Source organism: Methylobacterium sp. Leaf93 (genome assembly GCF_001422345.1).
In the GTDB taxonomy this organism is placed as follows: Bacteria; Pseudomonadota; Alphaproteobacteria; order Rhizobiales; family Beijerinckiaceae; genus Methylobacterium; species Methylobacterium bullatum.
Genome location: NZ_LMMS01000013.1, coordinates 26,279 through 46,134 on the forward strand (window position 1 = coordinate 26,279; position 19,856 = coordinate 46,134).

21 protein-coding genes and 1 pseudogene are annotated in these 19,856 nt (G+C 66.8%); 10 read left to right on the top strand and 12 right to left on the bottom strand.

Annotated elements, in window-relative coordinates:
- Positions 1-33 precede the first annotated feature (33 nt).
- From ASF26_RS11030 to tpiA, 6 genes are all read right to left on the bottom strand, one after another.
- A complete protein-coding gene (locus tag ASF26_RS11030) occupies positions 34-1,203 on the bottom strand; it encodes a glutathionylspermidine synthase family protein (RefSeq protein WP_056253514.1) in 1,170 nt (389 codons plus the stop codon).
- Entirely contained in the window at positions 1,203-1,799 is a 597-nt protein-coding gene (locus tag ASF26_RS11035; protein ID WP_056253516.1) for a DUF1190 domain-containing protein, read from the bottom strand. The genes ASF26_RS11030 and ASF26_RS11035 overlap by 1 nt, the downstream gene beginning before the upstream one ends.
- 168 nt (positions 1,800-1,967) lie before the next feature.
- Positions 1,968-2,366, bottom strand: coding sequence for a DUF350 domain-containing protein (locus tag ASF26_RS11040; protein WP_056253520.1), 399 nt, complete (start codon positions 2,364-2,366; stop codon positions 1,968-1,970).
- Between the two features lie 16 nt (positions 2,367-2,382).
- A complete protein-coding gene (locus ASF26_RS11045; protein WP_056253523.1) occupies positions 2,383-4,011 on the bottom strand; it encodes a CTP synthase in 1,629 nt (542 codons plus the stop codon).
- A gap of 159 nt (positions 4,012-4,170) precedes the next feature.
- Positions 4,171-4,539 (bottom strand): preprotein translocase subunit SecG, encoded by a 369-nt coding sequence (secG, locus tag ASF26_RS11050; protein WP_018044740.1) that lies wholly within the window; start codon positions 4,537-4,539, stop codon positions 4,171-4,173.
- A 155-nt stretch (positions 4,540-4,694) separates the two neighbouring features.
- A complete protein-coding gene (tpiA, locus tag ASF26_RS11055) occupies positions 4,695-5,456 on the bottom strand; it encodes a triose-phosphate isomerase (RefSeq protein ID WP_056146506.1) in 762 nt (253 codons plus the stop codon).
- A gap of 194 nt (positions 5,457-5,650) precedes the next feature.
- On the opposite strand from tpiA, the gene ASF26_RS11060 reads away from it, so the two are divergent.
- The 8 genes from ASF26_RS11060 to glp all read left to right on the top strand — a co-directional run bounded on the left by ASF26_RS11060 (position 5,651) and on the right by glp (position 14,416).
- Positions 5,651-7,552 (top strand): peptidylprolyl isomerase, encoded by a 1,902-nt coding sequence (locus ASF26_RS11060; protein WP_056253526.1) that lies wholly within the window; start codon positions 5,651-5,653, stop codon positions 7,550-7,552.
- 7 nt (positions 7,553-7,559) lie between these two features.
- Complete coding sequence (gene trpE / locus ASF26_RS11065) at positions 7,560-9,080, top strand: anthranilate synthase component I (RefSeq protein WP_056253529.1); 1,521 nt, start codon at positions 7,560-7,562, stop codon at positions 9,078-9,080.
- A 99-nt stretch (positions 9,081-9,179) separates the two neighbouring features.
- A complete protein-coding gene (locus ASF26_RS11070; RefSeq protein WP_056253532.1) occupies positions 9,180-10,100 on the top strand; it encodes an alpha/beta hydrolase in 921 nt (306 codons plus the stop codon).
- Positions 10,101-10,176: 76 nt separating this feature from the next.
- Positions 10,177-10,791 carry an aminodeoxychorismate/anthranilate synthase component II gene (locus ASF26_RS11075; protein ID WP_056253535.1) on the top strand — a complete coding sequence of 205 codons (615 nt, stop codon included), beginning with the start codon at positions 10,177-10,179 and terminating at the stop codon, positions 10,789-10,791.
- Positions 10,792-10,825: 34 nt separating this feature from the next.
- Positions 10,826-11,839 (top strand): anthranilate phosphoribosyltransferase, encoded by a 1,014-nt coding sequence (gene trpD, locus ASF26_RS11080; protein WP_056253538.1) that lies wholly within the window; start codon positions 10,826-10,828, stop codon positions 11,837-11,839.
- A gap of 11 nt (positions 11,840-11,850) precedes the next feature.
- Entirely contained in the window at positions 11,851-12,708 is an 858-nt protein-coding gene (gene trpC / locus ASF26_RS11085; protein WP_056253593.1) for an indole-3-glycerol phosphate synthase TrpC, read from the top strand.
- The gene (gene moaC / locus ASF26_RS11090; protein WP_056253541.1) at positions 12,705-13,190 is read left to right on the top strand and encodes a cyclic pyranopterin monophosphate synthase MoaC; all 486 of its coding nucleotides are present in this window, start codon (positions 12,705-12,707) and stop codon (positions 13,188-13,190) included. The genes trpC and moaC overlap by 4 nt, the downstream gene beginning before the upstream one ends.
- Positions 13,187-14,416: a gephyrin-like molybdotransferase Glp gene (gene glp / locus ASF26_RS11095; RefSeq protein ID WP_056253546.1), complete on the top strand. Its 1,230-nt coding sequence runs from the start codon at positions 13,187-13,189 to the stop codon at positions 14,414-14,416. Before moaC ends, glp begins: the two co-directional genes overlap by 4 nt.
- A gap of 24 nt (positions 14,417-14,440) precedes the next feature.
- Here glp and ASF26_RS11100 read toward each other — a convergent pair whose 3' ends face one another.
- Genes ASF26_RS11100 through ASF26_RS11110 form a run of 3 tightly spaced genes read right to left on the bottom strand, consistent with a single transcriptional unit; the run spans position 14,441 to position 16,006 of the window.
- Positions 14,441-15,136, bottom strand: coding sequence for an esterase (locus tag ASF26_RS11100; RefSeq protein ID WP_056253549.1), 696 nt, complete (start codon positions 15,134-15,136; stop codon positions 14,441-14,443).
- A 34-nt stretch (positions 15,137-15,170) separates the two neighbouring features.
- A complete protein-coding gene (locus ASF26_RS11105; RefSeq protein WP_056253553.1) occupies positions 15,171-15,539 on the bottom strand; it encodes a hypothetical protein in 369 nt (122 codons plus the stop codon).
- A 23-nt stretch (positions 15,540-15,562) separates the two neighbouring features.
- Positions 15,563-16,006 carry an OsmC family protein gene (locus ASF26_RS11110; protein WP_056253555.1) on the bottom strand — a complete coding sequence of 148 codons (444 nt, stop codon included), beginning with the start codon at positions 16,004-16,006 and terminating at the stop codon, positions 15,563-15,565.
- 402 nt (positions 16,007-16,408) lie between these two features.
- Between ASF26_RS11110 and ASF26_RS11115 the strand changes: the two genes are divergently transcribed.
- Positions 16,409-16,852 (top strand): PAS domain S-box protein, encoded by a 444-nt coding sequence (locus tag ASF26_RS11115; protein ID WP_056253559.1) that lies wholly within the window; start codon positions 16,409-16,411, stop codon positions 16,850-16,852.
- A gap of 125 nt (positions 16,853-16,977) precedes the next feature.
- A complete protein-coding gene (gene frc / locus ASF26_RS11120) occupies positions 16,978-18,228 on the top strand; it encodes a formyl-CoA transferase (RefSeq protein WP_018044754.1) in 1,251 nt (416 codons plus the stop codon).
- A 162-nt stretch (positions 18,229-18,390) separates the two neighbouring features.
- Here frc and ASF26_RS11125 read toward each other — a convergent pair whose 3' ends face one another.
- The 3 genes and pseudogenes from ASF26_RS11125 to ASF26_RS11135 form a co-directional block, all read right to left on the bottom strand.
- Positions 18,391-18,891 carry a DUF2867 domain-containing protein gene (locus ASF26_RS11125; protein ID WP_056253562.1) on the bottom strand — a complete coding sequence of 167 codons (501 nt, stop codon included), beginning with the start codon at positions 18,889-18,891 and terminating at the stop codon, positions 18,391-18,393.
- 118 nt (positions 18,892-19,009) lie between these two features.
- A complete protein-coding gene (locus ASF26_RS11130; RefSeq protein WP_056253565.1) occupies positions 19,010-19,327 on the bottom strand; it encodes a hypothetical protein in 318 nt (105 codons plus the stop codon).
- Between the two features lie 106 nt (positions 19,328-19,433).
- Positions 19,434-19,856: pseudogene (locus tag ASF26_RS11135) on the bottom strand (oxalate/formate MFS antiporter); the annotation flags it as partial.

Here is a 19,856-nt window from a genome sequence, read left to right on the forward strand (position 1 = left end):
GCCGCCGTTTTGGAAGCGGCGGGATGCCGCTCTTCAGGCCGGCCCGATGAAATGGGGGACGAACACGGCGGCATTGCCGGTGATCGGTCCTGCGCTCTCTCGGATGCAGAGGCCCGCGGCTTCGTCCCCCACCATCCACGAGCCGATTACGGGGCGGCGGCCATCGAAATCCGGCAGCTCGGCCAGCGCCTGTCGGATATGCCGGCCGCCGCCATACGGGCCGTGATCCTGCGCCAGGACGGCACCGTCGCGTACCATGAGGATGTTGGCACCTTCCCGCGAGACCAGTGGTTTCTTGACGAAGGACGTTCCGAGCGAAGCCTTTCGCGGGTCGTCCTCGAAGAAAGCCGGCAGCAGGTTCGGGTGAGTGGGCTCGCGAGCATGGAGATGCGCCAGCAAGCCCTTGTTCGACAGGATGGCCTTCCAGGGTGGTTCGAGAAAACGCGTCGTCGTGGCATCGAGCCCCTCGCCGAATGCATCAGCGAACGCCCATTCCCATGGGTAGAGCTTGAACAACCTCGGGATCGGCGCATGGACCCGGTCGACGAAGCGTCCGTCCTCGTCCCGTCCGATGTCGGAAATGTCGAGAAAGCGTGTCGCGAGCCCCGCTTGTCGCGCGCAATCTTCAAGATAGGCCACCGTGCCTCTGTCCTCGGGCGCATCGGCATAGGCGGTGAAGGCGAGCGCCCCGTCACCGCGAAGCGCGCGAAACCGGGCGACCAGCTTCTCGTGGAGGGAGTTGAACTGGTCGGCTGTCTCGGGCAGCGAGCCGGTTCGCAGCCCTTCCTCCAGCCAGAGCCATTGGAACACGCCGGACTCGTAGAGGGCGGTGGGCGTGTCGGCATTGTATTCGAGGAGCTTTGCCGGCCCGGCGGATGCCCCGCCATAGGAGAAATCCAGGCGTCCGTAGAGGGAGGGGTCTCCCCGCTTCCAGCTCGCGCGGATCACGTCCCAGGCGTGGCGAGGAATGTCGAGCGAGGTCAGGATCCGCTCGTCCTCAACCGCATCGGCGACGAAGGCGAGGCACAGAGCGTGGATCTCCGCGCTCGGCGCTTCGAGATCGTTCTCGATCTCGGACAACGTAAAGGCGTAAGCGTGGCTCTCGGACCAATACGCTGCGCCATCGAGGGTGTGGAAGGTAAAACCATGCCGGCGCGCGGTCTCCCGCCAATCCGGTCGCTCGCCGATGGGCACGCGCCACATCAGCCGCCGCTTCCGTGGCTGGACCAGCCGTGCGACGAGAACGACCGGCCCGTGCTTCCAAAGCCACCGTATGCGACCTTGCGCACCGCCGAAGAGGCGACCCGCGCGCTGGAGGACGTACCGCCCGAAGACGTGGTGATCCGTCCGCCCCAACTCGTGCAATAGCCAGCGCCACCCGAGTGGCCGGCGCTTCCGCTATGCGAGGTTTCCGACTTCGGAGCATGGTCGAAGATCGGCTGTGGAGTCAGGTTCTGATCGACCCGCCTGCCGATGACGTAGCCGGCCATCCTCGGCACGAAGCGTCCGGCGGCACTCATGGCGACGCCGTCTCCGGGCAGGCAATGCGATGAGCCGTGATGCGCCTCGCAATCGCTCACTGTCGCGTAACGCGGTGCGACCTCGGGATAGGCGGCACGCGCCGTCAGGTACTCGCTCCGGCAATCCTCCTCCGTTCGCCTGTTTCCGGCGATACAGGCGTCCGCATTCGCATAGACGAGCACGGATTCCTCGTCCTGCGACGGATCGAGATGGGCGAGCCCGAAGGCGGCGGCGCCCGCGCCCGCCAGCATGACGAGGGTCACCGTCTGCGAGCGCATGAGGCGCGGCGGCTTTACGGGTGTCGGAGTATCGGCCTCGGATGGCATCCCACTAAGGACCGCCTTCCGACGATCCGCTCCCTCACAGCACAATGCCGCACTGACCCGAATGTAGGATCGAGCTTGGCCGTTTGAAACCGGCGGCGGGGCATTTCCCCGAGTGCCGGCTCAGTAGGTCATCGACGCCGCGTTGACGATGCCCCCGGCCAGGGACGATGCGGCGAGCAGGATGGACGCGGCGATCTCACCGGCTTCGATGCGACGCGACAGGTCCGGCAGGATCAGCCGCACGACGAAGTAGACCAGGATCTGCACGATGAGGGCGACGAGGCCCCAGACGATGCAGTCGAGGATCGACTGAGCGTTATAGATCGCCACCGAGAGCGGCAGCGTGTAGCCGATGAGGCTTCCGCCCAGCGCAATGGCGGCCGAGGCATTGTTGGCCCGCATTAGCGCGATCTCACGATGGGACGTCGCCGACAGGTAGACCGCGAGATAGACCGCCACCAGGCCGAACGCCGCCGCGACATAGGCGATGAAGGCGGGCAGACCCGAGATCGAGACCATGGCGCCCGCCCCTCCCTCAGACCAGTCGGCTCTGCACGATGGCGGCCGAGATGAAGCTCTCGAACAGTGGATGCGGCTCGAACGGCCGCGACTTCAGTTCCGGGTGGAACTGCACGCCGATGAACCAGGGGTGGCCTGCATGTTCCACCGTCTCGGGAAGCAGACCGTCCGGTGACAGCCCCGAGAACCGCAGGCCCTTGGCTTCCAGCCGCTCGCGATAGGCCATGTTGACCTCGTAGCGGTGCCGGTGACGCTCGGAAATCTCGGTGCCGCCGTAGATTTCGGCGATCTTGGTATCCGCGCCGAGGGTCGCCTTGTAGGCGCCGAGCCGCATGGTGCCGCCGAGATCGCCCTGGGCGGCGCGCCGCTCCAGGTCGTTGCCCTTGAGCCATTCGGTGAGCAGGCCGACCACCGGTTCTTCAGTTTCCCCGAACTCCGTGGAATTGGCATCCTCGACGCCGGCAAGGGAGCGGGCCGCCTCGATCACGGCCATCTGCATGCCGAAACAGATGCCGAAATACGGGATCTTGCGCTCACGGGCATAGCGGGCCGCGCGGATCTTGCCCTCGGCACCGCGCTGGCCGAAGCCGCCCGGCACGAGGATGCCGTTGATTCCCTCGAGAAACGGCGCCGGATCCTCGCCCTCGAACACCTCGGCCTCGATCCACTCGAGGTTCACCTTCACCCGGTTGGCGATACCGCCATGGGTGAGGGCCTCGGACAGGGATTTGTAAGCGTCCTTGAGGCCCGTATACTTGCCCACGATGGCGATGGAGACCTCGCCTTCCGGATTGCGCACGCGCTCGGAAATCGTCGTCCAGCGCGCGAGATCGGGCTCGCCCTTGGGCTCGATGCCGAAATGCGCCAGGACTTCCCGGTCCAGCCCGGCTTCGCGGTAGGAGAGCGGCACGTCGTAGATCGAGGCGACGTCGCGCGCCTCGATGACGGCGGTCTCGCGCACGTTGCAGAACAGGCCGAGCTTGCGGCGCTCCTCCACCGGAATCGGTCGGTCGCAGCGGCAGAGCAGGATGTCGGGCTGGATGCCGATGGAGCGCAGTTCCTTGACGGAATGCTGCGTCGGCTTTGTCTTCAACTCGCCGGCCGAAGGGATGTAGGGCAGCAGCGTCAGGTGCACGAAGGCGACTGTGCCGCGCGGCAATTCCTGGCCGAGCTGGCGGATCGCCTCGAAGAACGGCAGGCCCTCGATGTCGCCCACCGTGCCGCCGATCTCCACGAGGACGAAATCGAACGCCTCGTTGCCCTCGAGCACGAACGCCTTGATGGCGTTCGTGACGTGCGGGATCACCTGGATCGTCGCGCCGAGATAGTCGCCGCGCCGCTCCTTGGTGATGATGTCGAGATAGATCCGGCCGGTGGTGATGTTATCGGCCTTGGTGGCGGCGAGGCCGGTGAAGCGCTCGTAATGGCCGAGGTCGAGGTCCGTCTCCGCACCGTCGTCGGTGACGAACACCTCTCCGTGCTGGGTCGGGCTCATCGTGCCCGGATCGACGTTCAGGTAGGGGTCGAGCTTGCGCAGACGGACCGTATGGCCGCGCGCCTGCAGGAGGGCTGCCAGCGCCGCGGAAGCGAGGCCCTTGCCGAGCGAGGAGACCACGCCGCCGGTGATGAATACGTACCGCGTCATGGGCTTCGGCTCATAAACAAGGGTGGGTGATTCGCCAAACTTCAAACGACCCCGCCGCCAACGGCGGCAGGGCGAAATCGACGCGGACTGTGGACAAGGCGGATCGGCGACGGTTCCATGCGAGGGGTGAGCGGTCCGCCACGCCTCGCTGGTCTGTGATCAGCGCGACTGGGGCGCCTCGGGGGTGGCGGGCTGAGCCGCGCCCTGTCCCGGACGAAGGGTCTCGAGCAGGTTGCCGTTGGGCGCCACCGGTTGCGTCGTCGCGGCTCCGTCGAGGATCGACTTCGGCGCGGCGCTACGATGGGAAATGACCGCCAGCGTCATGCTGGTGGTGAAGAACAGGGCCGCCAGGATCGCCGTGGCCCGCGTCAGCGCGTTGGCCTGTCCGCGTCCGGTCATGAAGCCCGACACGCCGCCGCCGCTGCTGCCACTGCCGAGCCCGAGTCCACCTTCAGAGCGCTGCAGCAGGACCACGGCGATGAGGGCGAGAACCACGATGAGGTGAATGGAGATCAGGACGGCATTCATGTCGTTTCAGTCCGATGTTCCTGGTCCGTGAACCACGTAAGGCCGCATACGGCGCCCGGTGAGGCCCGTCGAGGAACGTCTGCGAAGGGCAGGCTCCTACACGAGATGGTGTCCCGCGCCAAATCCTGCATGGAGTTTAGAAGAGGAGAATCGCCTCAGGCATAAGCGGCGGCTATCCCCAGGAAGTCAGAGGCGACGAGACTCGCGCCGCCCACCAGCGCGCCGTCCACATTCTCCACCGCCATCAACTCGCGGGCGTTGCCGGGCTTCACCGAGCCTCCGTAGAGGATGCGCACCTTTGCCGCTTCCGCCCCGATGAGCTGGCCGAGCATTTCGCGAAGCGAGGCATGGACCTCGGCGATGTCGGCGGGTGTCGGGGTCAGGCCGGTGCCGATCGCCCAGACCGGCTCGTAGGCGATGACCGTATCGGAGGCCTTCGCACCTTTCGGCACGCCGATGGCGAGCTGCGCCCGGACGATATCGAGGGTGCGACCCTCTTCGCGCTCTTCCTGCGTCTCGCCGACGCAGATGATGCCGCAGAGGCCGGCCCGGCGGGCGCCCAGAGCCTTGGCATGAACGCCGTCATCGGTCTCGTGGTGATAGGCGCGGCGCTCCGAATGGCCGACGATGACGTAGGTCGCCCCGAGATCGGCCAGCATCTCGGCGGAAATGCTGCCGGTGAAGGCGCCGCTGGCCTTGGCATGCAGGTTCTGGCCACCGATAGCGATGGCAGACCCGTAGACAGCCGCCACACAGGAGGAAATCAGCGTCGAGGGGGGGCAGACAAGGACGTCGATCCGGGATGTGAGTTCGGGCGAGAGCCCGTCGCGGATGGCCTCGACCACCGGAACCGAACTGCGCAGGCCGTTCATCTTCCAGTTGCCGGCGATCAGCGGCCGCCGTCCCGACTTCGACATCGTATCCCTCGCGTTCAGATCATCCTGGTCCGGCTTCACCGGATCGTGAGCGGGGCCGTAACAGAGCCGACTTGCCGGCGCAAACATGCGCTCGCGGATCGCCCCGGCCTTTGCGGAGGCGAGCGGATGGTCTATCGCGGGCGGCTTGGAGCCGTGCCCCGGCGCGCCATCACGACGGATTTTCGAACCTTCCGATGCTGCAGAACATGCGTAGTGCGAGCCAGCATTGGCTCGGCAAGATCATTCTCACCGTGGTCTTCACCTTCCTCATCGCCGGCGTCGCGATCTTCGGCGTGGAGGATTTCTTCCGCTCGAACTCCGCCACGACCGTGGCCACGGTGGGCAAGACGCAGATCACCTCGGAGGCGGTACGGTCGGCCTACCAGCTGCAGCTGCAGCGCTACCAGAGCCAGCTCCAGCGCAGCCTGACGCCCGATCAGGCCAGAGGCCTCGGTCTCGATCGGCAGGTCCTCTCTCAGCTGATCAGCGAGGCCTCCCTCGACCAGCAGGCCAAGGATCTCGGGCTCGTGATCCCCGATTCGGCGGTGCTGCGCGCGATTCAGGAAGAGCCGACCTTCAAGGGTGCCAACGGCTCCTTCGACCAGACCCTCTTCTTCCAGACGCTGCAGCGCGCCGGGATCAACGAGGCGATGTTCGTGCGTGACCAGCGCGCCGCCGCCGGACGGCTCCAGATCGCCGAGGCCGTGGCCGCGGACATCCACGTCCCCGCCGCCCTGCGCGAGGCCGTGCATCGCTACACCACCGAGCGCCGCGCGGCGTCTTTCCTGATGCTGCCCCCGTCCGTGGCGGGTGACATTCCCGCACCGACCGACGAGGAGGTGAAGACCTTCTACGACGAGAACAAGAGCGCTTTCCGCGCACCGGACTACCGGGCCGTGACCCTCCTGGCCCTCGATCCGCAGGCGATGGCCAAGCCCGACGCGGTCACTGAGGAGGACGTGCAGAAGCGCTACGATCTCGCCAAGGCGCAATACGGCACGCCGGAGCGGCGCACGATCCAGCAGATCGTGTTCCCCGACGAGGCCTCCGCCGAGGCGGCGCGCAAGGAGATCGAATCCGGCGAGAAGCCATTCGAGGCCGTCGCGGTCGCGCGCGGCGTCGATGCGAAGGAACTGTCCCTCGGCAACCTCACGAAGGCCGACCTGTTCGACCCGGCCGTCGCGGATGCCGCGTTCTCGCTTGCTCAGAACACCGTGAGCGCCCCGGTCAAGGGTCGCTTCGGCACCGTGCTTCTCCGCGTCACCGCCATCGAACCCGAGACACGCAAGCCCCTCGTCGACGTGGCGCCGGAGATCCGCAAGACGATCGCTCTCGAGCGCGCGAGGACCGCCGTCGAGAAGGACCACGACGCGATCGAGGACGAGCGCGCCAACAGCAAGCCGCTGGCCGAGATCGCCAAGGAGCGGGGCCTCACCCTCGTGACGGTGCCGGCGGTGAGCGCCCAGGGGCTCGACCCGTCGGGCAAGCTCGTCGATTCCATCCCGGATCGCGACACGACGCTGCCGATCGTGTTCCGCTCCGAGATCGGGAGCGACACCGAGGCGCTTCGCCTGAAGTCGGGCGGCTACGTCTGGGTCGACGTTACCGGCATCGACCACGCCCACGACAAGCCCCTCGACCAGGTGCGCGACCAGGCCGTTGCGCAATGGCGTGCCGCAGAGGTGGCCAAGCGCCTGTCGGAGAAGGCTCGCAGCCTCACCGAGCGCCTGGACAAGGGCGAGGCCATCGACACGCTGGCGACGGAAGTCGGCGTGCAGGTGCAGACCTCCACGGACATCGCCCGCAGCCAGGCCAAGGACGGCCTCTCGGCCGACGTGGTCAACCGCCTCTTCGCCGTCCCGGTGGACAAGGCCGTCTCGGTGGAATCCGGCGAGTCGCGCGTGGTCGCCAAGGTCACGGCGGCGACGATGCCCGCCTTCGTGCCCGGCAGCGCCTCCGACGCGGCGATCTCGAAGCGGTTCCAGGCGACCCTCATCGACGACATCCTCGGCGAGTACATCGCCGACGTTCAGAAGAGCGTGGGGATCACCGTCAACCAGACGGCGTTCCGGCGCGCGATCGGCGGCGAGTACTGAACCGACCATGTTTCAGGAGCCGGATTACGCCGCCTTCGCGGAGGCCTACGAGGCAGGGCGGCCGACCCTCCTCAACCTGACCATGGTGGCCGATCTGGAGACTCCGGTCGCGGCTTTCCTCAAGCTGCGCGCGGTTCATGCCGGGCCGGCCTTCCTGCTCGAATCCGTCGAAGGCGGTGCGGTGCGCGGCCGCTATTCGATGATCGGCCTCGACCCCGACCTCGCCTGGCGCTGCCGCGACGGCCGGCCGGAGACCGCGCGGGGCAGCGACCTGTCGGTGTTCGAGCCCGACGACGCCTCGCCGCTGGCGAGCCTCCGCTCCCTCATCGCCGAGAGCGCCATCGGAGCCGATGACGGCACCGAGCTTCCCCCCATGGCGGCGGGACTCTTCGGCTATCTCGGCTACGACATGGTCCGGGCCATGGAACGGCTCGGGGAGTCGAACCCGGATCCCCTCGGCGTTCCCGACGCGATCCTCGTCCGGCCGCGCGTCATGGTGGTGTTCGATGCCGTGCGCGACATCATCACCGTGGTCGGCCCGGTGCGCCCGAGCGCAGGGGTTTCGGCGCGCGCGGCCTATGAGGGCGCCCTCGCCCGTCTGGAACGTGTGGCCGATGTCCTGGAAGGTCCGCTTCCGGTGGAATCGCGGATCGACCCGCGCTCCATCGCCCATCCCGAGCCGGTCTCGAACACGACGCCCGATGCCTATCTGGACATGGTCGCGCGGGCGAAAGAGTACATCGTCGCCGGTGACGTCTTCCAGGTCGTACTGTCCCAGCGTTTCGAAGCGCCGTTCACGCTTCCGGCCTTCGCCCTCTACCGTTCCCTGCGGCGGACCAACCCGGCTCCCTTCCTGTGCTACCTCGACTTCGAGGATTTCCAGGTCGTGTGCTCCTCGCCCGAGATCCTAGTTCGGGTGCGCGAGGGCCGCGTCACGATCCGCCCCATCGCCGGCACGCGCCGGCGCGGTGCCACGCCGTCCGAGGACAAGGCCCTGGCCGAGGAACTGCTGGCCGATCCGAAGGAACGCTCAGAGCACCTGATGCTGCTCGATCTCGGCCGCAACGATGTCGGTCGGGTCTCGCGCCTCGGCAGCGTGACCGTGACGGGGTCGTTCTTCCTCGAATTTTACAGCCAGGTCATGCACATCGTCTCGAATGTCGAGGGCGATCTCGATCCGAGCCACGACGCGCTGGATGCCCTCTCGGCCGGGTTTCCGGCGGGCACGGTCTCCGGTGCGCCCAAGGTCCGGGCGATGGAGATCATCGACGAACTCGAACGTGAGAAGCGCGGACCCTATGGCGGCTGCATCGGCTATTTCGGCGCGCGCGGCGAGATGGACACCTGCATCGTGCTGCGCACCGCCATCGTGAAGGACGGGCGGATGCATGTTCAGGCTGGCGCCGGCATCGTCTACGATTCCGATCCGGCCTCCGAGCAACAGGAATGCGTGAACAAGGCCAAAGCCCTTTTCCGCGCCGCAGAGGATGCGGTGATGTTCGCGAGCCGGGCGCGGCGGGGGCAGTAGTCCTTCCGCGTACCAAGGCAGCCCTTCCGCTCGTCCCGCGATTGCCGATAGACATCGAAGCGGTCGTATATCGGCCAATTGCGATGACGGAGGGACGTGATGGCTGGGACCGAGATCGATGCCGTCAGGGATCTCCTCGCGGCCAGTCCACGATCTTCGAACCTCGCCGAGCGCCGTGAGCGGCTCGATGGATTCGGCGCGCATTATCCCGTCCCCCACGATATGACGGTCGTGCCCGTCGATGCCGGCGGGGTGGCGGCCGAATGGACCGTGAGCCCGGAGGCCGACCCGGCCCGCGTCGTCCTCTTCCTGCATGGCGGCGGATACGTGTCCGGCTCGCTCAACAGTCACCGGCACATGATGGCCGAGACGGGCCGCGCCGCCGGAGCGCGCACGCTCGCCCTGGATTACCGGCTCGCGCCGGAACATCCGTTTCCCGCGGCCCTCGATGACGCCCTAACGGGCTACCGCTTCCTCTTGGATTCGGGCGTCAGCCCGGGAAACATCGTCCTGTCCGGGGAGAGCGCTGGCGGCGGACTTGCCGTTGCGACGGCCCTCTCGCTGCGTGATGCCGGCCTGCCGCTTCCGCGCTGTCTTTGGCTCACGTCGCCCTGGGTCGATCTGGAGATGACCGGTGACAGCATGGACACCAAGGCGGCGGTCGATCCCCTGATCCAGCGGGAATACCTGACGGAACTCGCGGAGGCCTATTGCGCAGGAAAGAATGCTGCGACCCCGCTGATCTCGCCGCTTAACGCCGACCTCGGCGGCCTGCCGCCGATGCTGATCCAGGTCGGCAGCGCCGAGACCCTGCTGGACGATTCCCTTCGCCTCGCCGGGGTGGCCGCCTCGGCGGACGTCGCCGTGACGCTCCAAGTCTGGCCGCACATGATCCATGCCTGGCACATGTTCTATCCGCAACTCGCCGAGGGGCGGCAATCGCTTGCGAGCGCCGGTGCCTTTATCCGCGCGCATCTGGGGGACGGCACCGCCGTCCGGCATCCGACGATCGGGACCTGAGAGCGGGCGCGGCGCGAGAACGCTTGACCCTCTCGGCTCACCTCGTCACACGAGGGGGATCAAGAGAAGCGCGATCATGGCCAACGTCCTCGTCATCGACAACTACGATTCCTTCACCTGGAATCTCGTCCATCTCATCGGGCCGCTTTGCGGATCGATCGATGTCGTGCGCAACGACCGGATCACCATCGACGAGATCCGCGAGCGCACCCCCGATGCGGTGGTGCTGTCGCCGGGGCCGTGCACACCCAACGAGGCCGGCATCTGCCTCGACGTGGTGCGCGACCTCTCCGGCGAGGTGCCGATCTTCGGAGTCTGCCTCGGCCTCCAGGCGATCGGGCAGGCCTTCGGCGGTGACGTGGTGCGGGCGCCAAAGCCCATGCATGGCAAGGTCTCGAGCATCACCCACAGGGCGACGGGAGTCTTTCGCGGACTGAATGGCCCTTTCGATGCCACGCGCTATCACTCGCTCGTGGTGGAGCGTGGCGGGTGTCCGCAGGATCTCGTCGTCACCGCCGAGGCGGACGGGCTCATCATGGCGCTGGAACACGCCACACTGCCGGTCCACGGCGTGCAGTTCCACCCGGAGAGCATCCTGTCGCATCACGGCTCGCAGATCCTGCGTAACTTCCTCGACATCGCCGCCGCATGGAACGCAACACGTGACAAGCGCGGGTCCGGCGTGCATTGACGCAACAATCAACGTTGATTGACGCCTCCAAGCCATGGACACCTTCAAGCCGCTCCTCGCGAAAGTCGCGGCCGGGTCGAGTCTCGACCGGGCGGAGGCGCGCGCCGCCTTCGACGACCTGCTCTCGGGCGAGGTGACGCCGGTCCAGGCCAGCGCCTTCCTCATCGCCCTGAAGGTCCGTGGCGAAGCCGAGGACGAGATCGTCGGCGCGGTGGAGGCCATGCGGGCGCGGATGATGCGCGTGGCCCCGGTGCCCGGCGCCATCGACATCGTTGGCACCGGTGGCGATCATTCGGGCAGCTACAACGTCTCGACTCTCGCCGCGATCCTCACCGCCGCCTGCGGCGTGCCCGTGGCCAAGCACGGCAACCGCGCGGCCACCTCACGCTCGGGCGCGGCCGACGTTCTCGTTTCCCTCGGCGTCAGGATCGGTCTCGACCCGGACGGGCTGGCCCGCTGCCTCGCGCAGGCCGGCCTCTGCTTCATGTTCGCCCAGACCCATCACGGCGCCATGCGCCACGTGGCACCGGTCCGCTCCGAACTGCCGACGCGGACGATCTTCAACCTGCTGGGGCCGCTCTCCAATCCGGCCGGTGTCGAGCGCCAGCTTCTGGGCGTCTCCACCGAGGCCTGGGCCGAACCCCTGACGCGTGTGCTGGGTGAACTCGGCAGTACGCGGGTCTGGACAGTGCACGGGTCGGACGGTCTCGACGAGATCACCGTCACCGGGCCGACGCCGGTGGTCACCCTGGAGGACGGGCGGATCGGCCGCTTCACCATCGATCCGCGCGACGTCGGCCTGCCGCTCTGGACCCTCGAGGATCTGCGCGGGGGCGATCCCGACCATAACGCGCATGCGCTGAACGCCGTCCTCGCAGGCGAGCGCAACGCCTATCGCGACATCGCCGTTCTCAATGCGGGGGCCGGCCTCGTCGTCGCCGGCTCCGCTCAGACTCTGGCGGAAGGTGTGGCTCGTGCCGCTTCCGCCATCGATGACGGCGCAGCCAGAGCGACCCTTGCACGCCTCGTGGCGGTCTCGAACACATGAAAGATGCCCCGATGAGCGAGGCGAAACCTGTGGCGGACGTGGTTGCGGCTCCGGTCACCACCGACCGGCGAGACGTGCTCTCGCGGATCGAGGCCTACAAGCGCCGTGAGATCGCGGAAGCCAAGCTGCGCGTCCCCCTCGCCAAACTCGAGAAGCGCATCGAGAAGGCCGCGCCCGTCCGCCCCTTCGCCGACGCCATCGCCGCCCATATCGCGGAAAAACGTCCGGCCCTCATCGCCGAGGTAAAGAAGGCCTCGCCGTCCAAGGGCCTGATCCGCGAGGATTTCGACCCCGCCACCCTCGCCGCCGCCTACGAGGCGGGAGGCGCCACATGTCTCTCGGTGCTCACCGACACGCCCTCCTTCCAGGGCAAGCCGGAATACCTCACCGAGGCACGCGACGCCTGTTCGCTGCCGGTGCTGCGCAAGGACTTCCTGTTCGAGCCGTACCAAGTGTTCGAGGCGCGGGCCTGGGGCGCCGATTGCGTGCTGGCCATCATGGCGTGCCTCGATGACGACGAGGCGCTGGCCATCGTCGAGACCGCGCACGATCTCGGCATGGATGTGCTGGTCGAGGTTCATGACGAGGAGGAACTCGCCCGCGCCATTCCGCTGGGCACCCGGCTTCTGGGCATTAACAACCGCAACCTGAAGACCTTCGAGGTCTCGTTCGATACGGCGATCCGTGTGGCCAAAGGAGTGCCTTCCGATCGTATCGCCGTTGCCGAGAGCGGAATCACCGACCACGCCGACGTGATCCGCCTGGAGAAAGGCGGGCTCCGCACGATCCTCGTCGGCGAGAGCCTGATGCGGGAGGCGGACGTGACCAAGGCGACGAAGCGCCTCCTGTTCGGCAAGGCCGGCAAATGAGCACCCTCACGCATCTCGATGCGGCCGGTGCCGCCAACATGGTCGATGTCTCCGACAAGGCCGCCACCACCCGCACTGCCCGCGCCCAGGGCGTGGTGGTGATGCTGCCCGAGACCCTGCGCCTGATCCGCGAAGGCGATGCCAAGAAAGGCGACGTGATCGGCACGGCGCGGCTCGCCGGCATCATGGCCTCGAAGCGCACGCATGAGCTCATCCCGCTCTGCCATCCGATCCTGATCTCAAAGGTCCGGGTGGAGTGCGAGCCGGACGATTCCCTGCCCGGTCTACGCGTCACCGCTGAGGTCAAGGTGATCGGCCCGACAGGGGTCGAGATGGAGGCTCTCACGGCCGTCTCGGTCGCCTGCCTGACGATCTACGACATGGTGAAGGCCGCCGATCGCGGCATGCGGATCGAAGGCATTCACCTGCTCGCCAAGGATGGCGGAAAGTCCGGCTCGTACCGGGCCGAGGACGCCTCGTGAGTACGCTCATTCCGGTGGAGGAGGCGCTCGCGCGCATCCTCGCCAGTGCCGCCGAGCCGGTATCGGCCGAGACGGTGGCGGTGGCTGAGGCTTTCGGCCGGACACTGGCCGAGGATGTGGCCGCCCTGCGCACCCAGCCGCCCTTCCCGGCTTCCGCCATGGACGGCTATGCGGTACGCGCCGAGGATGTCGCCACCGTTCCGGCGACGCTGAGGCTCATCGGCATGAGCGCGGCGGGCCATGGCTTTTCCGGCACGATCGGCCCCGGCGAGACGGTGCGGATCCTCACGGGGGCTCCGGTTCCGGCGGGGGCCGACACCATCCTCATCCAGGAGAATGCCGACGTCTCGGACACTGTGGTCACGGCGATGGAGACGGTGGCCGCCATGCGCCACATCCGCGTTCCGGGCCTCGATTTCCGGGCCGGCGATCCGCTCCTGCGCGCGGGTGAGAGCCTGGATGCCCGCCGCCTCGCCCTCGCGGCGGCCGGCGGCCACGCGACCCTGTCGGTTCGCCGCAGGCCGCGGGTGGCGATCCTCGCCACCGGCGACGAACTCGTGGCACCGGGCGAACCGGCCCGCTGGGACCAGATCGTCGCGTCGAATGGGTTGGCGGTGGCGAGCCTCGCCCGCGAGGCAGGCGCCGAACCGATCGATCTCGGCATTGCCGGCGACAGCCTCGCATCCCTCGAAGTGGCCCTCGGACGGGCGCGGGACGCGAACGCCGATCTCCTCGTGACTCTCGGCGGCGCCTCGGTCGGCGATCACGACCTCGTCCAAGCTGCCCTGCATCGCGAGGGCCTCGAACTCGGTTTCTGGCGCGTCGCCCTGCGCCCCGGCAAGCCGCTAATGCATGGCCGCCTCGGGTCCATGATGGTCATCGGATTGCCGGGCAATCCGGTTTCCGCCGTGGTCTGCGGCTTGCTCTTCGTCGTGCCGGCGATCCGTGCCCTTCTCGGCGACCCAAAGGCCGGGGCCGACCGCAGCGAGCCGGCGATTCTCGGCGCCGACATGCCGGCCAACGATGTCCGCCAGGATTACATGCGCGCGAGGGTGGAGGCCGATGCGGGCGGCTTTCCCACGGTCCATGCCGAGACGCGCCAGGATTCCTCAATGCTCTCGGTACTCGGCCAGTCCGAGGCGCTCCTCGTGCGCCCGCCCGGCGCTCCCGCGGCAAAGCGCGGTGACCCGTGCCGGATCATCCGTCTGGACCGGACGCTGCTCTGATCGACGCCTGCCGGTAACCGCCCGCTACGGACCGTCACTCTCGGGCCGGAACACAAAGTCCATCGCCCGTGCCACGATGGCCGGCTGGTAGGCATGCGGGCCGTCATACTCCACGGACGTGACGTCATAGCCAGCCTCCCTCAGTTGAGCGGTATGCGCCCTCGCACTGCGATCGATGGGGATCTGCTCGTCTCGTGTCCCGTGCGAGAGGAAGATGCGCGGCGACCCGGATTGCAGGTGCACCGACAGGAACCCCGCCGACGACACGATGAGGTGGGTGACCACATGGCCATTGGCGAGGCCGGTGGAAAGCGCGTAACTGCCCCCATCCGAATGGCCAGCGAAGACGATGTGCAACGGATCGAGCATGAAGCGCGACGCCACGTCGGTCAAAGCGAGGTCGAGCCGTTCGCGGTCCGGCCCATGACCGCCGATGACGAGGTCCCAGGTCGGGAACAGGGATTGCGGGGCGAGAAGCAGAAAGCCGCGCGCCACCGCGTGCTCCTCCAGCATGGGCAGGATTTTTTCGGCGCTCCCGCCTCCGCCATGGAAGAGCACGACCAGCGGCGTCGGACGGCGTGGCTTGATCCCAGTCGGCACGATCAGCATGGCATCGCGCTCGTTGAAGAGGCCGAGCCGATGCCGACCGGGGGGAAGCGGTTCCACGCTCGGAAAGCGATGCGTGAAGGTGAGCCGCCCGGCAAGGCGTGGATCGAGCATGGGGTGAATCTCCCGGCGGCCGGTTTCGTGAGCGCTATTCCGCCTTGGCATCGGCCGACGGCTTGATCTTCAACTGGTCGATGATCCACAGCCAGCCACCATCGTCCTGCAGCCGGGCCGTCTCGACCGAGATTGTGCCGTTCGGCAGGCGCGCGAAGGTCATCGCGATCGCCCCGTTGCGGATGCTGGGCAGCGCTTCCGCGGCCGGGAATTCGGAGCGCCGGGCGAGAAGGTCTGTGTAGAAAGCGCGGATCTCCTGCTGTCCCGTCGCCACGATCTTGCCGGCGGCGAGCACGGCATCCTGTTCGTAGAGGTTGACCAAGCCCTCCACGTCGCCGGCATTGGCCCGTTCATTGAAGAGACGGGCGAGGTCTTCGGGTGAATGCGCGCGCATGTGCGCCATGGCTTTTCCTTCCTCTTGAGCGGCTATTTCAACAGCGTTCCGTCCGAATCGCGCACCGCAACGGTGACGGGAATCCCCGCTTTGACGCTCTCGGACACGGTGCAGAAGCGCTCGAACTGTTCGAGAACCTGATCGAGGCGCGGCATGGTGCCTGCGGGAGCGCCAAGCGCGATCCCGACCTCGATCCCGCTGATCCTCAGGCGGCCCTCCGCGTTGCGCTCCACGCGAAAGCTCGATCGTGCGGCAAGCCCGGGGGCATCCTGTTTAAACTTGCCCAGAGCGAAGACTAGGCTGGCGCAGAGGCAGTTGGTGACGCCCGCGACCAGTATCTGCTCGGGGAAAGGCCCCTCCCCGCTGCCATAGGGCGGAGACTCGTCGACGGCGAGGTTCGGGAAGGCCTCCCCGAAATCGATCTCGAAGCGATAACGCTCGATCTGCCGGATGGTGATGCTGCCGTCACTGCCCATACGGGATGTCTCCTCGAGACTCGCTTGGCCACCGCATGCGAGGCACGGCGGTAAGGCAACGTCCCGAGAGCGAGGGCAAGTTCCATTTCATCCGCCACTCCTGTCCCCGTGTTGACAGCCAACGATCATTGGCATACCAAATACCAACAGTAGACGCACAGAAAAAGCAAGTGCGCGGAACATCTCTCGGATGGGGTTTGACCTTTCCGCGAAATGGAGGAAGCGATTACAATGATGCATTGCAGCATTCGCGCCCGCAACACGTCTTGGGCTAAATCCGGTCTTGCGACGTCTTCGGACTTCGCGCCGCGTCGCCGCAGCGAAACGTTCTATCGCGCCTGACGGCCTGGCCAGCCGGCGAAGTCGATGAACACAGTTTCGATCGAAGACGCGAAGCAAGCCATGTCGGACCAAGCTAATCCCGCCGGCATCGATTTTTCGCAACTGGTGGAAGCCGCCGGAGATGCCATCGTCGTCTCCGATCCCGACGGGGCGATCATCGTCTGGAACGCGTCGGCGGAGCGGATCTTTGGGTTCTCGTCATCCGAGGCGCTCGGCCAATCCCTCGACCTGATCACCCCCGAACGCCAGCGCCAGCGTCACTGGGATGGTTACGCCAAGACGATGCGAACCGGCATCACACGCTACGGCACCGAGGTGCTGCGGGTACCGGCGCTTCACAAGGACGGCCGATCGCTATCGATCGCCTTCACCGTCGGTCTTCTTCACGGTCCCGACGGCACGGTGACCGGTATCCTCGCCATCATCCGCGATGAGACCCGGCGCTGGAACGACGAACGCCAGATGCGCAAGCGTCTGAGCGAGCTCGAAAGCGCCGCCGCTTGAGTGGAGGCGCGCAGATCTCAAGGTTTCGCCGGACTACGGGCCAACATGAGTTCCGGATTAGAACCGGACAGTCGAACTATCCGATCCATTATCGTTGCAAGACGATCGAAAGGGAGAACGTCGAGATGAGCAAGCCGCTTGAAGGCACCAAGATCATCGATTTCACGCACGTCCAGGCTGGCCCCGCCTGCACGCAGCTCCTCGCCTGGTTCGGCGCCGACGTGATCAAGGTCGAGCGTCCCGGTTCCGGCGACGTGACGCGCAACCAGCTTCGCCACGTGGAGGATGCCGACGCGCTCTACTTCACAATGCTCAACTCCAACAAGCGTTCGCTGACGCTGGACACCAAGACCCCCGAGGGCAAGGAAGTCCTCGAGAATCTGATCAAGCAATCCGACGTCATGGTCGAGAATTTCGGACCCGGCGCCCTCGACCGGATGGGCTTCTCCTGGGCTCGCATCCAGGAACTCAACCCGGGCATGATCCTCGCCTCGGTGAAGGGCTTCTCGGACGGCCACCATTACGAGGACCTGAAGGTCTACGAGAACGTGGCTCAGTGCGCCGGCGGTGCGGCGTCCACCACCGGCTTCTGGGACGGCCCGCCCACCGTGAGCGCCGCGGCCCTCGGCGATTCCAACACCGGCATGCATCTCGCCATCGGCATCCTCACGGCGCTTCACCAGAAGAACAAGACCGGCAAGGGCCAGAAGGTCGCCGTGTCGATGCAGGATTCGGTGCTGAACCTCTGCCGCGTGAAGCTGCGCGACCAACAGCGCCTCGACGCCCTCGGCTATCTTGAAGAGTACCCGCAGTACCCGCATGGCGAGTTCACCGACGTGGTGCCGCGCGGCGGCAATGCGGGCGGCGGCGGCCAGCCGGGCTGGGTGCTGAAGTGCAAGGGCTGGGAGACCGACCCCAACGCCTACATCTACTTCACCATCCAGGGCCATGCCTGGGCCCCGATCTGCAAGGCGATCGGCAAGGAAGAGTGGATCGACGATCCGGCCTACAACACCGCCCGAGCCCGGCAGGACAAGATCATGGACATCTTCGGCACGATCGAGGAATGGCTCGCCGACAAGACCAAGTTCGAGGCCGTCGACATCCTGCGCAAGTTCGACATCCCGTGCTCGCCGGTGCTGTCGATGAAGGAACTCTCGGTCGATCCCTCACTGCGCGCCAGCGGCACCATCGTCGAGGTCCAGCACCCGAAGCTCGGCACCTACCTGACCGTCGGCAGCCCAATCAAGTTCTCGGACATGCCGGTGGAGATCAAGTCCTCGCCCCTGCTCGGCGAGCATACCGACGAGGTTCTGCTCGACCTCGGCTACACCCAGCAGCAGATCGAGCGGCTGCATCAGGCGAACGCTGTCTGAGCCGGATACGCGGCGGCCCGTCCCAGGACGGGCCGCAAAATCGAGGAGAACGGCGCACCGCAAGGCGCGCCGTTTTTGTTTGGGAGGGGACCGGCCCGGCCCATCCTCATGGCCGCCCGTAAGGGCGCTCGGCGATCGACTGGCCTCGTCCCTGTGAAGGATCTACGGGCCGGAACGCGAGGCTTCCTGCCACGACGACGTCCTCAAGCGCCGCAGGTCGGCGGCGAGGATCAGGCGATGGATCGGCGCGACCGCCACCATGTAGGCCCGACCGAAGGCATTGTGGACGACGACCGACGACGTGATCGTGAGACGATGACCGGACGTCGCAAGGCAGATCATGACGTCCAGGTGCCGGTCCCGCTCGGTGAGGACCAGCATATCCGGCGCGCTGTGTTCCACGAGGAAGAAATCCAGCGTGTCGCCCTCGCGGACAGGCAGCCGTCGTTCTCCTGAAAAGCCGCCGATGGCGTTCACACCGAAGCGCGCCGCGATCGCATTCCTCACGCGAAAGGCGGACGCCATGAGCGGTCGCGGTTCTGAGGAGATGACGTTCCAGGCGTGGAGCGGTGTCACCGCCGACGAGAGGACGACCGATCGCGTGTCGTAAAAATCGAGCTGATCGCGTGGCCGCAGAATGCGAACCGGCGGGTCGGCAGCCAAGCTCTCTCTCCCAGCTCATCGGTGGGACAGCCTTAGCATGACCGGCGTTGGGAGTCGGCTCGTTCGATGGGCGGAACGAGGGCGACCTCCGTCATTCCGGGTCCGGCAGCCGTGCAGTCTATCCGCCAAAGGAGGCGGTGCGGCCCCGCTGCCCCGCAACGGGAAGCGAATCTGGGAGGCCGTGAGGCGTGGCATCCAGGGCGGCTGCGTCTTCCTCCTCAGCCGCGAGCGCAGCGTAGGGGAGCCAGCCGGCGAAGGGTTCAAGAGTGTCCGGTCCGACCGGACGGTACCAACGCCAGACTTGCCGGGCCGCGCTCGGGGCGTACCAGCGGCCGGGGCGGCCCTCGGCTAGGATCGGGCCGAGTGTCAGATGGTTGAGCCAGATCCGCTCGACGATCTGCGGAGCCGTGTGCATCGGGTGCCAGGTCTGCGGCATCGGACATCTCCTGCGGAGGCGATCACGGGGGGCTGAAACGGGTGCGGGGGCCAGGACTTGGCGTCCGGGCCCCGCACCTTGTCATTGTCGGTGGTTCAGCCCGGGATCAGGCGGCGACCACGCGGGGGGCGGGCTTCGCCTCGTCGGAGACGGCAAGTGCCTGGGCCACCACGCGCTTGCGCCAGGGCTTGAGCACGCCGATGGCCAGCAGCGAGGCCAGGATGTTGGCGCCTGCGGCGACGAGGAAGACGCCGTCCCAGCTGTTGGTGGCCTGCTGGAGGTAGTTGGCGACCGGGACCAGGAGGGCGGCGGTGCCCTTGGCGGTGTAGAGCAGGCCGGCATTGGTGGCGGCGAACTTGGTGCCGAAGGTGTCGGTGCAGGTGGAGGGGAAGAGGGAGTAGATCTCGCCCCAGGCGAAGAACACGAACCCTGAGAGCAGGACGAACCACAGGGGATCGTGGCCCCAGAGGTAGAGCATGTAGATGCCGAAGCCTTCCATGGCGAAGGCGATGAACATGGTGTTCTCGCG